Annotated in this window: 14 protein-coding genes; 4 read left to right on the top strand and 10 right to left on the bottom strand. The window is 35.7% G+C overall.

The window, feature by feature from the left end; all coding sequences use genetic code 11:
- Nucleotides 1–135: 135 nt before the first annotated feature.
- The 4 genes from CG11_RS20950 to CG11_RS20935 form a co-directional block, all read right to left on the bottom strand.
- A complete protein-coding gene (locus CG11_RS20950) occupies nucleotides 136–903 on the bottom strand; it encodes a thiazole synthase (protein ID WP_052598804.1) in 768 nt (255 codons plus the stop codon).
- A 276-nt stretch (nucleotides 904–1,179) separates the two neighbouring features.
- Entirely contained in the window at nucleotides 1,180–1,980 is an 801-nt protein-coding gene (locus CG11_RS20945) for an META domain-containing protein (RefSeq protein WP_052598803.1), read from the bottom strand.
- Nucleotides 1,981–2,116: 136 nt separating this feature from the next.
- A complete protein-coding gene (gene queA / locus CG11_RS20940) occupies nucleotides 2,117–3,175 on the bottom strand; it encodes a tRNA preQ1(34) S-adenosylmethionine ribosyltransferase-isomerase QueA (protein WP_052598802.1) in 1,059 nt (352 codons plus the stop codon).
- Between the two features lie 492 nt (nucleotides 3,176–3,667).
- On the bottom strand, nucleotides 3,668–4,936 hold the full coding sequence (locus CG11_RS20935) for a Ser-Thr-rich GPI-anchored membrane family protein (RefSeq protein ID WP_052598801.1): 1,269 nt from the start codon (nucleotides 4,934–4,936) through the stop codon (nucleotides 3,668–3,670).
- Nucleotides 4,937–5,391: 455 nt separating this feature from the next.
- On the opposite strand from CG11_RS20935, the gene CG11_RS20930 reads away from it, so the two are divergent.
- The 3 genes from CG11_RS20930 (at nucleotide 5,392) to CG11_RS20920 (ending at nucleotide 8,589) form a co-directional block, all read left to right on the top strand.
- On the top strand, nucleotides 5,392–5,853 hold the full coding sequence (locus CG11_RS20930) for a type I restriction enzyme HsdR N-terminal domain-containing protein (RefSeq protein ID WP_052598800.1): 462 nt from the start codon (nucleotides 5,392–5,394) through the stop codon (nucleotides 5,851–5,853).
- 165 nt (nucleotides 5,854–6,018) lie between these two features.
- Nucleotides 6,019–8,196, top strand: a complete 2,178-nt coding sequence (locus CG11_RS20925) for a glutamine synthetase III (protein ID WP_052598799.1) — start codon at nucleotides 6,019–6,021, stop codon at nucleotides 8,194–8,196.
- 45 nt (nucleotides 8,197–8,241) lie between these two features.
- Nucleotides 8,242–8,589 carry a DUF4296 domain-containing protein gene (locus tag CG11_RS20920; RefSeq protein WP_052598798.1) on the top strand — a complete coding sequence of 116 codons (348 nt, stop codon included), beginning with the start codon at nucleotides 8,242–8,244 and terminating at the stop codon, nucleotides 8,587–8,589.
- A 38-nt stretch (nucleotides 8,590–8,627) separates the two neighbouring features.
- Here the strand turns inward: CG11_RS20920 and CG11_RS20915 are convergent, their stop codons facing one another.
- From CG11_RS20915 to dnaE, 3 genes are all read right to left on the bottom strand, one after another.
- Entirely contained in the window at nucleotides 8,628–9,026 is a 399-nt protein-coding gene (locus CG11_RS20915; protein ID WP_052598797.1) for a Fur family transcriptional regulator, read from the bottom strand.
- Between the two features lie 89 nt (nucleotides 9,027–9,115).
- The gene (locus tag CG11_RS20910; protein WP_052598796.1) at nucleotides 9,116–9,697 is read right to left on the bottom strand and encodes a hypothetical protein; all 582 of its coding nucleotides are present in this window, start codon (nucleotides 9,695–9,697) and stop codon (nucleotides 9,116–9,118) included.
- Nucleotides 9,698–9,717: 20 nt separating this feature from the next.
- Nucleotides 9,718–13,284 carry a DNA polymerase III subunit alpha gene (dnaE, locus tag CG11_RS20905; RefSeq protein ID WP_052598795.1) on the bottom strand — a complete coding sequence of 1,189 codons (3,567 nt, stop codon included), beginning with the start codon at nucleotides 13,282–13,284 and terminating at the stop codon, nucleotides 9,718–9,720.
- Between the two features lie 361 nt (nucleotides 13,285–13,645).
- On the opposite strand from dnaE, the gene CG11_RS20900 reads away from it, so the two are divergent.
- Nucleotides 13,646–14,404, top strand: coding sequence for a TerB family tellurite resistance protein (locus CG11_RS20900; RefSeq protein WP_052598794.1), 759 nt, complete (start codon nucleotides 13,646–13,648; stop codon nucleotides 14,402–14,404).
- Nucleotides 14,405–14,410: 6 nt separating this feature from the next.
- Here the strand turns inward: CG11_RS20900 and CG11_RS20895 are convergent, their stop codons facing one another.
- The 3 genes from CG11_RS20895 to CG11_RS20890 all read right to left on the bottom strand — a co-directional run bounded on the left by CG11_RS20895 (nucleotide 14,411) and on the right by CG11_RS20890 (nucleotide 16,424).
- Nucleotides 14,411–15,112 carry a hypothetical protein gene (locus CG11_RS20895; protein WP_156039845.1) on the bottom strand — a complete coding sequence of 234 codons (702 nt, stop codon included), beginning with the start codon at nucleotides 15,110–15,112 and terminating at the stop codon, nucleotides 14,411–14,413.
- A gap of 100 nt (nucleotides 15,113–15,212) precedes the next feature.
- On the bottom strand, nucleotides 15,213–15,356 hold the full coding sequence (locus CG11_RS30410; protein ID WP_197043900.1) for a hypothetical protein: 144 nt from the start codon (nucleotides 15,354–15,356) through the stop codon (nucleotides 15,213–15,215).
- 366 nt (nucleotides 15,357–15,722) lie between these two features.
- Nucleotides 15,723–16,424 (bottom strand): hypothetical protein, encoded by a 702-nt coding sequence (locus CG11_RS20890; protein WP_052598792.1) that lies wholly within the window; start codon nucleotides 16,422–16,424, stop codon nucleotides 15,723–15,725.
- Between the last annotated feature and the right edge of the window lie 616 nt (nucleotides 16,425–17,040).

Raw genomic sequence — 17,040 nt, 5'->3', positions numbered from 1 at the left:
TAATGATAAGGAATGATTTTATAAGAGCAATAGTTCGTTGAAACCATGAAGTAGCACCGTAGCTAACTACTAAAGAGTAGATATTCTATTTTTAAGAATACCTACTTCTTGCAAAAAAGTGTGTTATTGAACGAACTAGTCCAGAAAAGAAGTCAAAGGACTGCTTGCATTGGCATGGTTGAATGGGCTTGCCAATCGAGCCTCATAAGCCATTCTACCAGCTTCAACGCCTAGTTTAAACGCTTTGGCCATTTCAATTGGATTATCAGAAACAGCAATAGCCGTATTCACCAAAACAGCATCTGCACCCAATTCCATAGCCTTCGCAGCATCTGAGGGACTTCCAATGCCTGCATCTACAATAACAGGGACATTGGCCTGTTCGATGATAATTTCTAAAAAGTCAATTGTTTTTAAACCTTTGTTGCTACCAATTGGAGAGCCTAAAGGCATGACGGCTTGTGTCCCAACTTCTTCTAGTCGTTTGCAAAGAACAGGGTCGGCGTGCACATAAGGCAATACTACAAACCCTAATTTAACCAATTCTTCTGCTGCAAGTAGTGTCTCAATCGGATCAGGCATTAAGTATTTAGGATCTGGGTGTATTTCTAACTTTAGCCAGTTTGTTTCCAAGGCCTCGCGCGCCAATTGAGCAGCAAAAACAGCTTCTTTGGCGGTTCGAGCTCCTGAAGTATTCGGCAACAGATGAATATGAGGATGATTTAGATGAGTTAAAATATCATCTTCTTCATTTTTAATGTCTACTCGCTTTAAGGCAACGGTGACCAATTCAGATTCAGATGCTAATAAAGCATCTCTCATCATTAAGCTAGAGGCAAACTTGCCAGTGCCTGTAAATAATCTAGACTGAAGCGTTTTGTCTGCGATTGTTAGTGCTTGCATAAGTTTGAATATGTTGACTCAACAACTTTTCTTGATCTAATTTGTATCCACTTAACATGAGTTGGTTAAGGAGTAATAATTCTTCAACCTAGAAAGAGTAGTTAAGGGATGACTATTTATAAATTACAAATATCATTACTCCATTGCTTTTTATGTTTTACCCCAAGAGTTTTTTGGTTCATAGAAAAACTAAAAAAGCAACGAAGTATTAAAATATAAGGTGGAACGGTTAATCAACCATTAAATAAGTCAAAAGTAACCATGTCAGAGTTTCTCTTATTCTTCTTTAGAAATTTCTTTGTAGAGGACAAAATTAATTTCTTGTGTTGCTGTATTTAAAGTTAATTGATTATCGGTTTTTTGGTACGTAATTCTTCCTTTTAATGCATTCATCAAAGCAATACCTTCCTTGCTGTCACAACATTTTCGGGTACATCCCATCCCATCAGGAAGTTCAAATGTAGAAATCTGTGGCAGGTAGTTGATATTGGTATTGCAAGTATTGACATCTAAGTTTAGCATCATTCGTTTTTTATCAAAACTCAAACGATAGGTTTTTTCAAATTTTGTGAGATTATCACTCTTAAAATTTTTATAACTCATAGCAGTCCAAGAAGTGCCTATGATACCATCTTTATTGTTGATCAATTTGATATCTCCTTTATCTGTTTTTATCGTCATAAGACTGCCCTCAATAGAATAGTGTAGGCTTCCTTTAAATTGGCTGGTCAAGAAATTAGCTTCTTTGCTATCGCAACAAGCTTCTGTGCAAGTCATACCTTCTTGAAAGGTGAGCATCCCATCTTTGACTTTGTAAGAGGTACCGCAAGTATTGACATCTAACGTCAACCCCATCGAATTATCAGCGTCAAAATGAACAACATAAGATTTTTGATTTGGAGTTTCTTGGGTGTTACTTGGAAAACTAATGACAGTCCAAGTACCAACTGGGCTAACGGTTTTTTCAGTTTTTGAGGAAGAAGTAGTTGCTTTGTCAACAGTTCCTTTTTTGTTGCAAGCATTTAGCAACAACGTGCATAGAAAGAAAAAGAAGATATGTTTTCTTAGTGTTATCATAATTTATAGTCGTTGATGGTTTAAATTTGTGTCTAATGCAAAAATACCGTTGTTGTTTGGGTATAACAAAAAAAGACCGCTTTATTTAAAGCAGTCTTTAATATATTGTTCTTATTAGTTCCGAAAAGCTTTCGAATTAGATAATCAACATAGCATCTCCGTAACTAAAGAAGCGATATTCTTCTTTAATAGCTTCTTCGTAAGCTTCCATAATTAAGTCATAACCACCAAAAGCACAAACCATAATAGCCAAGCTAGACTTTGGTAAATGGAAATTAGTAATCATAGAATCTGCAATACTAAAATTGTAAGGAGGGAAGATAAATTTATTTGTCCAACCTTCAGCAGGCTTCAGCATTTCGTGCGCAGAAACAGCCGACTCAATAGAACGCATAGATGTTGTTCCTACAGCGCAACGCTTACCACCATTTTTGATCGTATTGTTAACTAAATCACAAGTAGCTTGATCAATTTTGAAGTATTCTGCATCCATTTTGTGCTTTGACAAGTCTTCTACTTCAATGCTGCGAAAAGTACCTAAACCAACATGAAGCGTCAAAGTAGCAAAATTGATTCCTTTGATCTCTAAGCGTTTCATGACTTCTGGACTCATGTGCAAGCCAGCTGTAGGAGCAGCAACAGCACCTACTTCAGAGGCGTAAATAGTTTGGTAACGCTCTTTGTCCAAGTCCTCGGCAGGTCTATTGATGTATTTTGGCAATGGTGTATGACCTAGTTTGTCCAAATGTGCTTTGAATTCTTCGTCACTACCATCGTAAAGGAAACGAATAGTTCTACCTCTTGATGTTGTGTTGTCAACAACCTCTGCTACCAAAATTTCAGCACCATTTTCATCGTTGAAGTACAATTTATTACCCACACGGATTTTACGAGCAGGATCAACCAATACATCCCACAACTTCATTTCTTCGTTCAATTCACGAAGCAAGAAAACCTCAATTCTAGCACCTGTTTTTTCCTTTTGACCATACAAACGAGCAGGGAACACTTTGGTGTTATTTAAAATAAAGCAATCCCCATCATCAAAAAAGTCAAGAATGTCTCTAAAAATATGATGAGATATTGTTCCTTCAGCTCGATTAACGACCATTAATCTAGATTCGTCTCTACGCTCAGCAGGATATTCAGCAATAAGTTTACTCGGAAGGTTAAAGTTAAACTGCGATAGTTTCATGTTTGAATAGTATATTCTGTTTAATTCTAAAGTTAATATTTTGCCTTTTTAGACTTGAAATATTATAGTAGTATACGCTATTTTTAGAGGGGAGGGAAATTACCTTTTGAATAGCAATAGTCGCAAATATAAAAATTCTTTGAAGATTAATACAACCTTTGTTGTGAATTTTTGAAGTAGTACTCTAAATCAATCATTTGTTGGAAAACTTTACTTTGTTGCAATTTAGTAAGTTGCAGTTGTGTTGCCTTTTGTGCTAATTTTTTTGATTGCCAGGTTCGTATGGAGGTTCTTTTTTGTTTTTTTGTTAGCAAGGCTTGTCGAGTAGGCTTGTGTGAGCAGCGTAGGAGAACTATTTGTGAAGCACTATGGAGTAGTAGTACTACGAACTACTATAATATAACAAGAGGCAATTGATATTAAATTCAATGCCTCTTGAAGTTAACCCATAAATTAGAATTTTAAAGTAGTAGTGCTTGCCTTTGCTTAGAGTTATTCTATAACTAATTTCAAACTTTTAGTAGCACTTGGAGTTTGAATAGAAACAAAGTATACTCCTTTTTCTAGGATTGGCTTAAGGTTTACTTGATTGTTTCCTTCAGTCAAATGAAGCGCCTGTTTGCCAATCATTTTACCTGAAAGATCAGAAATAAGCAGTATAGCCGAACTTGTTTGATTGACACCGATTGTAATGGTAGATGTTGCGCCTGAAAGTTGAGGGTTTGGATTAAGTGTAAGTGACTGAATTAGGTCTGTTTTTTTTATGTTCTCTAAATGAGAAGGCTTAGGATTTGTTAGGCGTTTGGTATTGTTGTCGTCAATTGTGAAGAAATCGCTATAAGTGGCGGACGCAGAGTTGCCTATCTCGTAAATTTGGAGACGGTAAACAGAGGAACTATTTAAGGTATTAGGTACCGAATATGTAAAAGATCCTGTATTGGGTATAAAATTAGCTATTTGAGAAACTAAGTTGCCTCCTTCGTATAAATTAATTCTCATATTTGCATTAGCTGCAATATTGCTTGTCCATTGTATTGTCTGATTTTGCCCTTTTGTCCAGACTGTATTAGAAGTAGGGTTACTTATTGTAATTGTAGGACTAAGTGTGATGGTAAAGAAATTACTGATACCAAAAACATTTGAGTTAGATACATCTACAATTCGAATTCTATAGTTGTTGGCACTTGGCAAGTTAAAAGGAACAAAATAAATTGCGGAACCATCACTAGGGGTGCTATTAAATAAGGTTGCTTCTAAATTAGAACCACGAAATAAAAGTATTTTGACATTAGAAGGGATATTGTCTGCCCACTGTATTGCTTGAGTTGTCCCTTTTTCCCAAACAGTGCCAGTATTCGGATTCGTGACAGTAATATTGGGAGGATTAGAAATTGTAAAGAAGTCGCTATAATCAAAAACATTAGTGCCACTAATATTAAAGATTCTAATTCTATAATCATTGGCTGAAACAAAACTATTGGGAACAGTATAACTAAAAGATCCATCGCTAGGTGTGCCGTTAGAAATGTAAGTAATTGGTGTAGTCCCACGGTAGAGGAGAATTCTAACATCAGAAGAAATATTATCGTCCCATTCGATGTCTATCGTTTGCCCCTTTACCCAAACAGTACTGGCAGTTGGATTGGTTATATTAATAAATGGTCTTTGCCCAAATTGCGCCTCACCATTATTATTAATGCTAATTATAAAAAAGAATATGAATAAATAATTGCTGCAATTGAATTTTAATGTACTTTTCATTTTTTAATTAAAATGTTAATATGAATTAAATAAAAATTAAGGATGAATACTTATAATAAGGATGCTTCAAAAACAATTAAATTAGCTTTTGAAATCAATGTGCGCATCTTTTGATGGATTAAATTAGATTCGTGCTTGGTATAGAATATTTTTGAGATTAATTAATAAAGTTTAAGTGATTTTTAGAAGAAGTAATAGGTGCAAAGTTGCTAAGGAAGCCTATCAAGTAGCTAAATAGCATTTCTTAGGTATTACTATCAAATAAAATAGATGGGAGTCTTTTATTTGCGATTGCACACAGAATCAACAACCAAAATTTGATAAGGCAATGATACTATAATTAAAAAACTTATATTGTTTTTTGCGACGAATGACAGCTTTAGCGCTGTATTTAACCTAGAACATTCTGGATAGGCGCTGTTCATGGGGGAGTAGACTATTAAAAAATAGATTTAATGTTATTAAAAATAGATTTGTTAAAATACCAATCGAGGTTAGAAATCAAATACACAAATAACCAGAAATACATCTTAGGATTGATTCGTAAAAAATACCTAGTGTTAACTCCTGAAGAGATCGTGCGACAGCTAATCTTGCACTACTTGGTAGAGGAAAAAGGTTATCCTAAGAATAGAATTCGTTCAGAAATGGGACTAGAAGTTAATACCATGACCAAGCGTTGCGATATTTTGGTTTTTAATAAAGCGTTAGAGCCTGCGTTATTAGTAGAATGTAAATCTGCTAAAGTAAAAGTGGACAATAAGGTGTTTCACCAAATTGCACAGTATAATATGACGTTAAAGGTGCCTTATTTATTAGTAACTAATGGTCCTGTTAATTACTGTTCACTGATAAACCAAGAAGAAAAAACATTTGAATTTTTAGAAGAAGTCCCTCATTATGATTTGATAAAGTAGATTGTTGCCGTGTTCTTGGAATAAGAAAATAGACTAAAAAATAATTTTTAATTAGTTAGCAATAAGCCTCTTTTTAAGTAACAAATTCATTACATTTGCGCCAAAATTAAGTAATTTTCACCTAAGTAGGTTTATAGACCTATTTTAAAAAAATTCATCAAAATCATGAACAGTAGATTTAAAGCTTTAGATCTGTTATCCAACCGTAAAAAATTCACAACGGCTCCTTTATCTTCCAATGTTTCAGAAATGTTTGGTTGCAATGTTTTTAGTGATGTCACTATGAAGCAGTATCTCGCACCTAAACTGTACAAAAAATTTAGAGGAATTATAGATGCAGGCGATAACTTGGATAGAGATTTGGCAGACCATGTTGCAGAATCCATGAAAAAATGGGCACTAAGTAAAGGCGTTACCCATTATGCGCATTGGTTTCAGCCATTGACAGGGCGTACTGCTGAAAAGCATGATTCTTTTTTTACGCTAAACTCAGACGGGGAAGCAATTGAGGAGTTTACAGGAAATGAACTGGTACAACAAGAACCAGATGGTTCTAGTTTTCCAGGAGGAGGATTGAGAACAACTTTTGAAGCAAGAGGTTATACCGCTTGGGATCCAACTTCACCTGCATTTATCTTGGATGTTAACAATCAGAAAACACTTTGTATTCCAACTATTTTTGTAACCTATGGTGGGCAGTCTTTAGATTATAAATTGCCTCTATTAAAATCACAGGCATTTTTGGAGCGTTCTGCGGTTGATGTTTGTCAATTGTTTGATGCTAACATTACAAAAATTTCGGTAACACTAGGGTGGGAGCAAGAGTATTTCTTGTTGGATGAAGCATTGTTTAATGCGCGCCAAGATTTGGTCATGACAGGACGGACATTATTGGGACGTTTGGCTCCTAAAGGGCAACAGTTGGATGATCATTATTTTGGAACAATTCCAGAGCGTGTATATGCTTATATGACAGATTTGGAACAAGAATGTTACAAGTTGGGAATTCCACTACGCACGCGTCATAATGAGGTAGCTCCTTGTCAGTATGAGTTTGCACCAATTTATGAAGATGTCAACATTGCTGTAGATCATAATCAGTTGTTGATGGACATTATGGAACGTGTTGCTATTCGTCACAAAATGCGTGTCTTGTTCCATGAAAAACCTTATGCTGGGGTAAACGGATCTGGAAAACACAACAACTGGTCGGTAGCAACAAACACTGGAAAGAATTTACTTTCTCCAGGAAAAGAACCAGGCAAGAATTTACAGTTTTTGACATTCTTTGTCAATACTATTCAAGCCGTTTATAAGTATGCAGATATTTTGCGTGCAAGTGTTACTTCTGCTTCTAATGACCATCGTCTGGGAGCCAATGAGGCACCGCCTGCTATCATTTCGGTATTTATCGGAGATGCTTTAACAAAAGTATTGGACGAAATTGAAAAAGGAGTTGATGTAACAGATGATGGGGTAAAAACAGTGCTAAATTTATTGAGCAAAATTCCTAATTTGGAGTTAGATAATACGGATAGAAATCGTACATCGCCTTTTGCTTTTACTGGCAATAAATTTGAAATTCGTATGGCTGGTTCTACGGTCAACTGTGCTGCTCCAATGGCTGTTATGAATATGATTGTTGGTAAACAGTTAAAAGAGTTTTATCAAGATGTTCAAATCTTGATGGCTAATAATACGCCTAAAGATCAAGCTGTTTTGTTAGTTTTAAAGAACTACATTCACGAATCTAAGAGCATTCGATTCGAAGGAGATGGTTACAGCGACGAATGGAGAGATGAAGCTGCTCGTAGAGGGTTGGGCAACCATGGGGATACACCTAGAGCATTAGAAACATACTCGGCAGAAGCGACTAAAGCGTTATTTGTGGAATCAGGGGTATTGTCAGAAGAAGAATTACACGCACATTATGAAGTTCGCTTGGAGGAATACGTATTAAAGCTTCAAATTGAGTCGCGTACTATGGCTGAAATGTGTATGAATCAAATTTTGCCGGTAGCAGTACATTATCAAAATATACTGATGGAAAATATCCGTGCATTGAAAGATTTAGGCTTAGGAGAGGAGAGTTATGCTGCGCAATTGGGCTTAGTGAAAGACATTGCTACTTATGTGAACACAATTAGAGATTGTGCGTATAAGATGAAGGACGAACGTGAAAAAGCGAGTTTGTTGGATTCTAGAGAAAAAGCTTTTGCTTACTGTGATGAGGTAAAACCAATTATGGAAACGTTGCGTAATGCAGCAGACGATTTAGAGCAATTGGTAGACGATGAGCTTTGGCCATTGGTTAAATACCGTGAATTATTATTCTTAAGATAAAAATAAAACTTGTTAAGAGGAACAACATACAGAAAGTTATGGAGTATGGCTACACTAGTAGTCATACTCTTTTCTGGTTGCTTTCGAGAGGTTCCCGTAGTAGAACCATTATTGAGTGATGACGAACTTATTCCTATTCTCAAAGATATTCATGTAGCAGAAGCTTTGTTGACAGAAATTGTGGATAGACGAGAGAAGGATAGTTTAGCTCGATTATATTATGGTGAAATATTTAGAATACATAAGGTAGATACAGCAGTATTCAATCAAAGTATGCATGCTTATTTTACCAACCCTCCAGCCTTAGATTCTCTATATCAAGCTGTAATGGATACGCTAGCGAAAGAAAAGGCAATTTTGGGAAAAAAGCATTCTTCTGCTTCTAAAAAATAAATAAAGGCGTCAATTTACAGTGGTTTGTTGTGTTTGACTTAACGAACGATTGAATCCATACAATTGGGGCAAATCCCAGAAAGTGTGAAATTAACTTCTTGAACGGTATAATTAGGAGGTAGGTTATAACTTGGTTGTACATTTTCCAAACAGGTTACAGAATTACATTTTGTACAGCTGAAGTGAACATGATCATGGTTGTGGTTGTGATGGGATTCGCATTGATGGCAAGCTGCATATTTGATAACGCCATCAGTATTGATGATTTTATGAATTTCTCCTTCTTCTACAAGACGATCTAAAATTCTATAAATAGTCACCCGATTGCATAATTTACCAATTGCATTCTGAATGTCCTTATGAGATAAAGCAGTATCAGATTGTTGTAATAAGGATTGAATAGCTGATTTCGCAGCAGTATTTCTAGTTGATTTCATATAATTTGAAGGCTTTTGAAACACTAAAAGTTAATCTGTTTACTGCAAATTTAATGCAATTCAGTTGCATTTCCTAACAAATAGAGTGCTTATACTTTTCTATAAGGCGCATGGGTGTAATATTTGGGGCGTTGATCCAAACGAGCATGTAGCCAATAAACACCTAAGCCAGACGTGCTTAACCAAAGTGGCTGTTGATTAATATTTTGTTGTAATTCTTTGCTTACAGTCTGCCAAAAAGTATCAATTTGTTGGTAAGGAGCATTTCGGATAAAGGTTCCCAAATGGGTATATACTTCTTTAGAAGAATTGGGGCAAGGCACAACTAATCGAGCATTATTACCCAAATTAGAAAAACAAACAACAGATTCTTCTTTAGAAGAAAAGTAGGTGTTAAAAGGTGTCGAATTTGCTTGCTTGCCATCAAAAGCATTGGTTCCAACAATCACGAACTCATAGGTTTGTTGCAAATTTGTTTTATGAATACCTTTATGCTCCCAAAAGAAAGCAGCAAACGGAACTTCTCTTAAGATTTGAGTATAAAACAATCGAAAGGTTCTAGAACATTCCCATAATTCTAACACTTGTTCAAATGTCATCAAAACATCGTCTTGTGTTATTTGAAACTGAAATGTGTTTTTGGCTAAAACCTTTTCGATATATTGAAACATAGTGTCTTGTATCTTCTTTTCTAAAGAATTGTTTTGTGTTTAAGACCCAAACTATCCAATTCGTTGGTAAACAAACTATCAGCGTTAATTCGGCGATTGGCAGAATCTAATTGCAAAATAATTTTATTAGCTGCATCAAGCAAATTAACCGAAAACTGTTGCTCTCCCTTGTATTTATCACAAATTCTATCCAATTGATCGATCAACTGAGGTGTGAGTTGTTGAATGGGCAAATTGATTGCAATCCCTTTAATTTTACTACTTCCTACCTCATCTAAGAGTTGGATTTCGTTGATACGCAATTCGTATTGATTGGGGTCTCGCCAGCTTTTTTGGTATTTTCCTTTGATATAGATAACGGTATCTGTTTCTAATAAATGACGGTGTTTGAGGTAAGAATCACCAAACAAGCCAAATTCAAAAACGCTTCCTTCATAATCTTCAATACCAACAAAACCAAATAAGCTTCCTTTTTGGCTAACACGATGGTTGACAGAAGTGATAATACCTGCGATAGCTACTTCTTGGTCTTTGAATTCGTCTAAACGATTGATGGTTTTAGTAAACTTAGAAATTTCTAGACGATAATCATCCAAAGGATGCCCACTGAGGTAAATTCCTGTTACCTCTTTTTCCTTTTTTAGCTTTTCCATCAAATTCCACTCTGTGACTGTCTCAGGAAGTTTCGGCTCGGGCATTGTTTGATCGACAGCATCGGCACCAAAGAGGGAGAAGGCTAATTCAGATTTTTGTTTTTGGTAGGCATTCCCATATCGCAATACCAATTCCAAGAATGTATGTTTGCCGTCTATTTTTGTAAAATAAACTGCTCTATCCAAACCAAAAGCATCAAAGGCACCACCATAAGCTAGACTTTCAAAGCATTTTTTATTGGCTACTTTTAGATTGATGCGTCGAACAATATCAAAAATATCTTTGTAAGGCTCTCCAGATTCTTTTTTAGTTTTTAAAATTTCTTCAACAGGTCCTTCACCAACGCCTTTTAATGCTGACAAGCCAAAGCGTATTTTTCCTTCTTGGTTAACCGAGAAGTTCATATAACTCTCGTTAATATCTGGACCCAGTACCTCAACATTTTGATTTTTACATTCTTGCAAAAAGAAATTAACCTTGCTAATATCACTTTTGTTGTGCGTGAGGACCGAAGCCATAAATTCAGCAGGGTAATGTGCTTTTAAGTAGGCTGTTTGGAAAGCAACAAAAGCATAACAAGTAGAATGGGATTTATTAAAAGCATAAGAAGCAAAGGCCTCCCAGTCTTTCCATATTTTTTTGACAACATCTCCTGTATGACCATTCTTAGCACAACCTTCTTCGAACTTAGGAAACATTTGGTCAATCAATTTCTTTTTCTTCTTTCCCATTGCTTTTCGTAGCATATCGGCTTCCCCTTTTGTGAAACCAGCCAACTTTTGGGAAAGAAGCATCACTTGCTCTTGATAGACTGTAATACCATAGGTTTCATCAAGGTACTCTCGCATATCTTCCAAGTCAAATTCAATCGGCTCTCTACCATGCTTTCTATCAATAAAAAGTGGGATATAAGCAATTGGACCAGGACGATACAAAGCGTTCATTGCAATTAAATCAGAGAACTCAGAAGGCACCAATTCCCTCATGTATTTTTGCATGCCAGGACTCTCATACTGGAACACCCCAATCGTTTCACCACGTTGAAAGAGTTCGTATGTTTTTTGATCATCTAGAGGAATTTCATCCGGTTCTATTTCTACGCCATGTTTTGCTTTGATGATTTTACAAGCATCTTTGATAATGGTTAGGGTTTTGAGTCCCAAGAAATCCATTTTTAGAAGCCCAGCATCTTCTGCAACAGAGTTATCAAACTGAGAAACCAATAAATCAGAATCTTTGGCTACAGTTACGGGAACGAAATTTGTAATATCGTCAGGCGTAATAACTACCCCACAGGCATGAATCCCTGTATTTCGAATGGAACCTTCTAATTTTTTAGCATTTTGAATCATCGTTCCGATATGCCCCTGATCTTCTGCCAATTTTCTGAATTGATAGGCTAATTCTACCTCTTCAGAATTTAGTTTGCCTTTTAATTTAGGATCAATATCGCCATCTGCTAAAACTTTTTTTAGTGTGACAGACAAGTTTTCAGGCAATACTTTTTTGGCGGCAATCACTTCTTGTAAGGGAATGTTCATTACTCGTCCCACATCTTGGAGCGAAGAACGGGCGGCCATCGAACCATAGGTGATAATTTGAGCTACTTGGTTACGACCATATTTTTCAATCACATAATCCATTACTTTAGAACGTCCCACATCATCAAAATCAATATCAATATCGGGCATCGAAATCCGTTCAGGATTTAAGAAACGCTCAAAAAGTAAGTCGTATTTAATCGGGTCAATATTGGTAATTCCCAAACAATAAGCCACTGCCGAACCAGCTGCCGAACCACGTCCTGGACCAACCGAGACGCCCATTTTTCGAGCTTCTGTTGTAAAATCTTGTACAATTAAGAAGTATCCAGGATAACCTGAATTTTTGATAACTCCTAGTTCAAAATCCAATCGTTCCGAAATTTCGGCTGTTATCATGCCATACCTTCTTTTGGCTCCTTCATAGGTCAAACCTCTAAGGTATTCATCTTGAGTATTGTATTGAGGAGGCAGAGGGTAGGCTGGCAATAAGATGTCTCGTGCCAAAGTAAGTTTGTCTACCTTGTCATAAATTTCCATCGTATTGGCGATCGACTCAGGAACGTCGGTGAAAATAGCATTCATTTCTGCTTGAGTCTTAAAGTAGAAATCAGAACTAGAGAATTTAAAACGATTCGTGTCCTCTACCAAAGAACCCGTATTGATACACAGTAACATATCATGAGCTTCCCAGTCTTCTTCTTCCACATAATGGGCATCGTTCGTTGCAATAACTTTGATGTTGTATTTTTTGGCAAAACCTAATAGAACTTGGTTGACATCTTCCTGACTAACGCCACTCATGACACGCTTTCCATTCTTGAAAATGTCCAAGTCTTCTAAGCCACGATGTCGTTGAATTTCGATATAATAATCTTCGCCAAAAATGTTCAACCACCATTTAAGCAGTTCTTCAGCTTTTTCGATGTCACCTTCTATAATAGCTTGGGGAATTTCTGCCCCTACACAACAACTGGTAACAATCAAACCTTCGTGATACTTTTCAATTAACTCTTTGTCAATACGTGGGAATTTGCTGTAAAGCCCTTCCATAAAGCCATAAGAACAAAGCTTACACAGGTTTTGATAACCAACTTGATTCTTGGCCAACATCAATTGATGGTAACGTTTGTCTCGTTCTCCTTTTGCTTTGGCAAAAGATTGTTTGTGTCGATCTTCTACCAAATAAAATTCACAACCCACGATTGGCTTAATGCCTTGTTTTTCGGCAGCAGCCACAAATTTGAACGCCCCAAACATATTTCCATGATCGGTCAAAGCGACGGCTTTCATATTATCAGCAGCGGCTTTTTCCATCAAAATATCAATGTTAGAAGCTCCATCTAGAAGTGAAAATTGAGTATGAGAGTGTAAGTGTACGAATTCTGGCATGACTGTTTTTTTGCGAACAAAGGTTTGAGAAGGTATGTTATTATCAACTTAAAAATACCTACTTTAATTCAAACTACTAAGATACGTTTTTTTAGCGAAAAATGCTCGCTGACTGAATTTGTTTTGAAATAATTTGTTTCTATTTTTTGATGTTCAAATACACTTAATTGAGTTTGAAGTAGTTTTTAAATGAAACAGCAAATGTTGTTGATTTAGTGCTGTGGAAATAGTATTATTGGAACAATTTCATTATCAAAAAAAATAATTTCTTACTTTTGAAAACGGAATAGCGATAATCGTTAATAAACATTTTTCATTTTGTGAGGCATAAAAAAGGCTTCATAGCGGATCGTGCAAAATTATGAAGGAACTAAAATTTTGGTTAGGCAAACTGGTAGGACCAATAGTAGGGGCAAGTGTAGGTGGTTTTTGGGGCGGATTAATTGGTTTGATTTTGGGGGCTATTTTGGATAAACTGCACCGAGATGGGGGACAGCTTTGGCTGAATAAAAATGCGCCAGCTTCGATTGAAGATACCGATCCTAATGATTTTATTGTTGGCTCTATATTATTGGCTGGTGCCGTTGTAAAAGCTGATGGTGAGGTTGATGATTTAGAACTAAGTTATGTGCGTTCTTTTTTAGTAGAGCAGTTTGGTACCCTTCAGATGGATGATTATTGGCATATTTTAATGGAAGCGATAAACAATGACTTTGATTTAAAAAAAACAACTCAACAAATTCGCAGAACAACTAGCTATGAAACTCGTTTGCAATTGATTCATTTTTTGTTTGGGATAGCCAATGCCGATTATTCAATAGATGAGGCAGAAATCGCGGCCATAAAAGTTATTAGCATTCACCTTGGCGTAGAGGCGGGAGAATTTGACTCTATCAAAGCCATGTTTTATCAAGCGATGGATGCCTATTATAAAATATTAGAAATTTCACCTTCTGCCCGAGATGAAGACGTTAAAGATGCCTATCATTTTATGCTCAAAAAATATCATCCTGATAAGTTAGAGCACTTGGGAGAAGGTGTTAAAAAAGCCGCTACTGCTAAGTTCTTAAAAGTACAAGAAGCCTATGAGAATATAAAGCAAGAGCGTGGATTTCGTTAACTTTTGCTAGTTGTTGCCAATGCCAAGAAGCAACTTTAGTTCTTCTTCTTGCTCTTGAATTGCTTCGTCGATGTCCTTTTGTTTTTGAATGGCTCTGTAATCCTCTCTTTCTTGATATTTCTTTTTATCGAATTGAAGTTTTGCAATTTTTAATTTTATGTTTGTATAAGGCTCCTTTTTGTGTTCAGGCATCTTTTCTAAATCAGAATGAAGCGCCTCAATGGCATTGACTAATGCTTCCTTTCGTGCAATTTTTTCGTTCAAGTCAGTAATTTCACGTTGTATTCTGCCTTTTAAGGCACTGTTGGTTTGTTTTGCTTCTAGTTGACTTCGTTTGTATTTTAATTCCACAATGTTGCGTTTGATATTGGTGTATTTTTCTAAGCTTTTGGGAGCAAGGTAAGGCAGGTCTTTAGAAGCCTTGTCTTTAATCTGAGCTTGAATGTAATCTTCTTCTTGAGCAGTGCTTTCTTTTGTATTTGGGGTTGGTGCAGGTCGGTTTTTTCTGTTGATCATTCGGATGGCAAAGAAAGTAAATAGAACAATACCCGCAATAAGAATAGCACTAAACAGGATTCCTATAAAACCAAAAAATAAGATTCCTATGGGAGCCAAACACCCCCAAGACGCACTCAAGGCGCCAGAAGCTAATAAGGGGAAAAAGTATATAGACCAAGCAATCAGTGCTAGTAATAAGATTCCAGCCATGATTAGAAAAAAGGTAGGAATTCCCTTTTTGCTATTAGTAGTTTGCAACTTTGTTGTCTTCTTGAATTTACGTTGAAACTTCTTTTTTCGTTTTTTCTTTTTAATTTTTTTTTTGAATGGGAGTGCGTTCTTGTAAATATTCTACGCTAGCGATGGAAGTATTGGAAGTTGTATTTTGAGAAAATGGTTGCAGAGGAAATGCTAAGAGACTTAACAATAAAAACCAATAGAGTGGGAGTTTCATCTTGTTTATTATTAAATAATACTCTGTTGATTACCTGCGGTGCTACTTCGTGGTAGCTCCCTGCGGTCGTGAGAGCGCAAGCTTAGTTTTTAATCTGATTATCAGCCTTTTAGTATCAAGATTAAAAGAGGTGCATTTTGCTGATAATCAAATTAATACAATTTTTAACAGAGTAACGATTAAATTAACTGAATATTTGTTTAATAAAAGTAATCTAATAAATTTATAAATCCAAATTTTGAATTGGCAATTGCTGGCTAATTGTTACTAAAAGCAGAGCGGTTCTAGAATAAAAACAGGCACCAATATATGTGAATTTTCACACAAGTGGTGCCCAAAGAAACTGCCTGTAAGCTGTGAATTAAGTTATTTTTTTTGTCCAAAAGGGATGCTTATTTTCCCATTAGAACTAGAATAAGTTATATGACAACCATCTTTAATTCGGTTCTTTGCTCTTGGAAAATAGATAATTCCTGAATAACTTTGACCGACATCTAATGTTGCAGGAGTTAAATAAAACTGATTTAATTGTTCTTTTAATTGGTAAAGTTTGATGATCTCTTCAGAATTGCTATTTTCTTGAACAACATAACTGTTGTATTCCTGCTCACGATCTAAGTCTTTTTGCAATTTAGCCTCTTTATTTAAGTCTTTATCACTATCAGTAATTGTTGTAACCAAATCCTCAAGGGCATGAGCTAATTGTAGGTAACCAATTACTTCGTTTGTATTATGCCCGTGTGCAATGTTTTTATCAATATCTTGAATAAGGTGATGATATTCAACAGCTCTAAATTTGGTAGAACTATTGGATGTTGTATAGTAAAAATCAGTTGGAAGAATGTCTAGGGGCGCATTAGAAAGGTTATCAATAGATACGTGATAGATAAGATGGTTTCTAGTTTTTCTTTCAAAATTGATCTTTAACTGTAGGTTTTGATTGCTTTCAATTGCTGTTAATCGACTGTGAATATATTCTGTATTGTCAGACAAAGGAACTAAAGAAGTTTGCCGAGAACAAGAACTTAGAATAAGAAATAGAAAGGAATAAGTTAGGAATTGTTGCATACTTGTCTTTTATTATTTAGAGTGATGAATACAAGTTTGAGGAGTCTTTTTAAGTATCAATAGTTTGTTGAAAAACTTTATTAGTTTGATAATTAGCAAGTTGCGCTTTTGTTGCGTTTTGTGTTAAAATTTTAATTATCAACTGCGCAGCACTCATGCAATACCACGAAGTAGCAGCGCAGCTAAACTAATATAAATGTGCTTTTTTATCTTTTTGGTAACTAAGCTTGCGATCTCACGAGCGTAGCGAGCTAAAAAAGTAAAAAACTAAGCTTGCGCCCTCATGAGCGTAGCGAACTAATCAACGAACTACTAAAGTATTGTATTGGGTGTTTTTTAGCAGAATATACAATTGTAAGGAGGTGATACAAGAATAGCTCCAAAAAGAAAAAATGGATGAGATATAAATGTTAAAAGGAATAATAAGATAAAACTTTAACAAGAAGTTGTTGCGGAATACTTGATTCTCAATGAAAAAAACTTTTTAGCTGAATTGTTGACTGTTGCTTGAAGCAAGAAAATTGTATAATTTGGATTCCGAATGAACAGAGAAAGTACTTGCTTTGTTTAGATGTCGCATCTACTATGGTATACGATTAAAAGATAAAATTATGAA

The sequence above is a fragment of the Aureispira sp. CCB-QB1 genome, assembly GCF_000724545.1.
Taxonomy (GTDB): Bacteria; Bacteroidota; Bacteroidia; order Chitinophagales; family Saprospiraceae; genus Aureispira.
The sequence above is the reverse complement of the archived record's forward strand: the minus strand, read 5'-3'. Positions and strand labels throughout refer to the sequence as shown.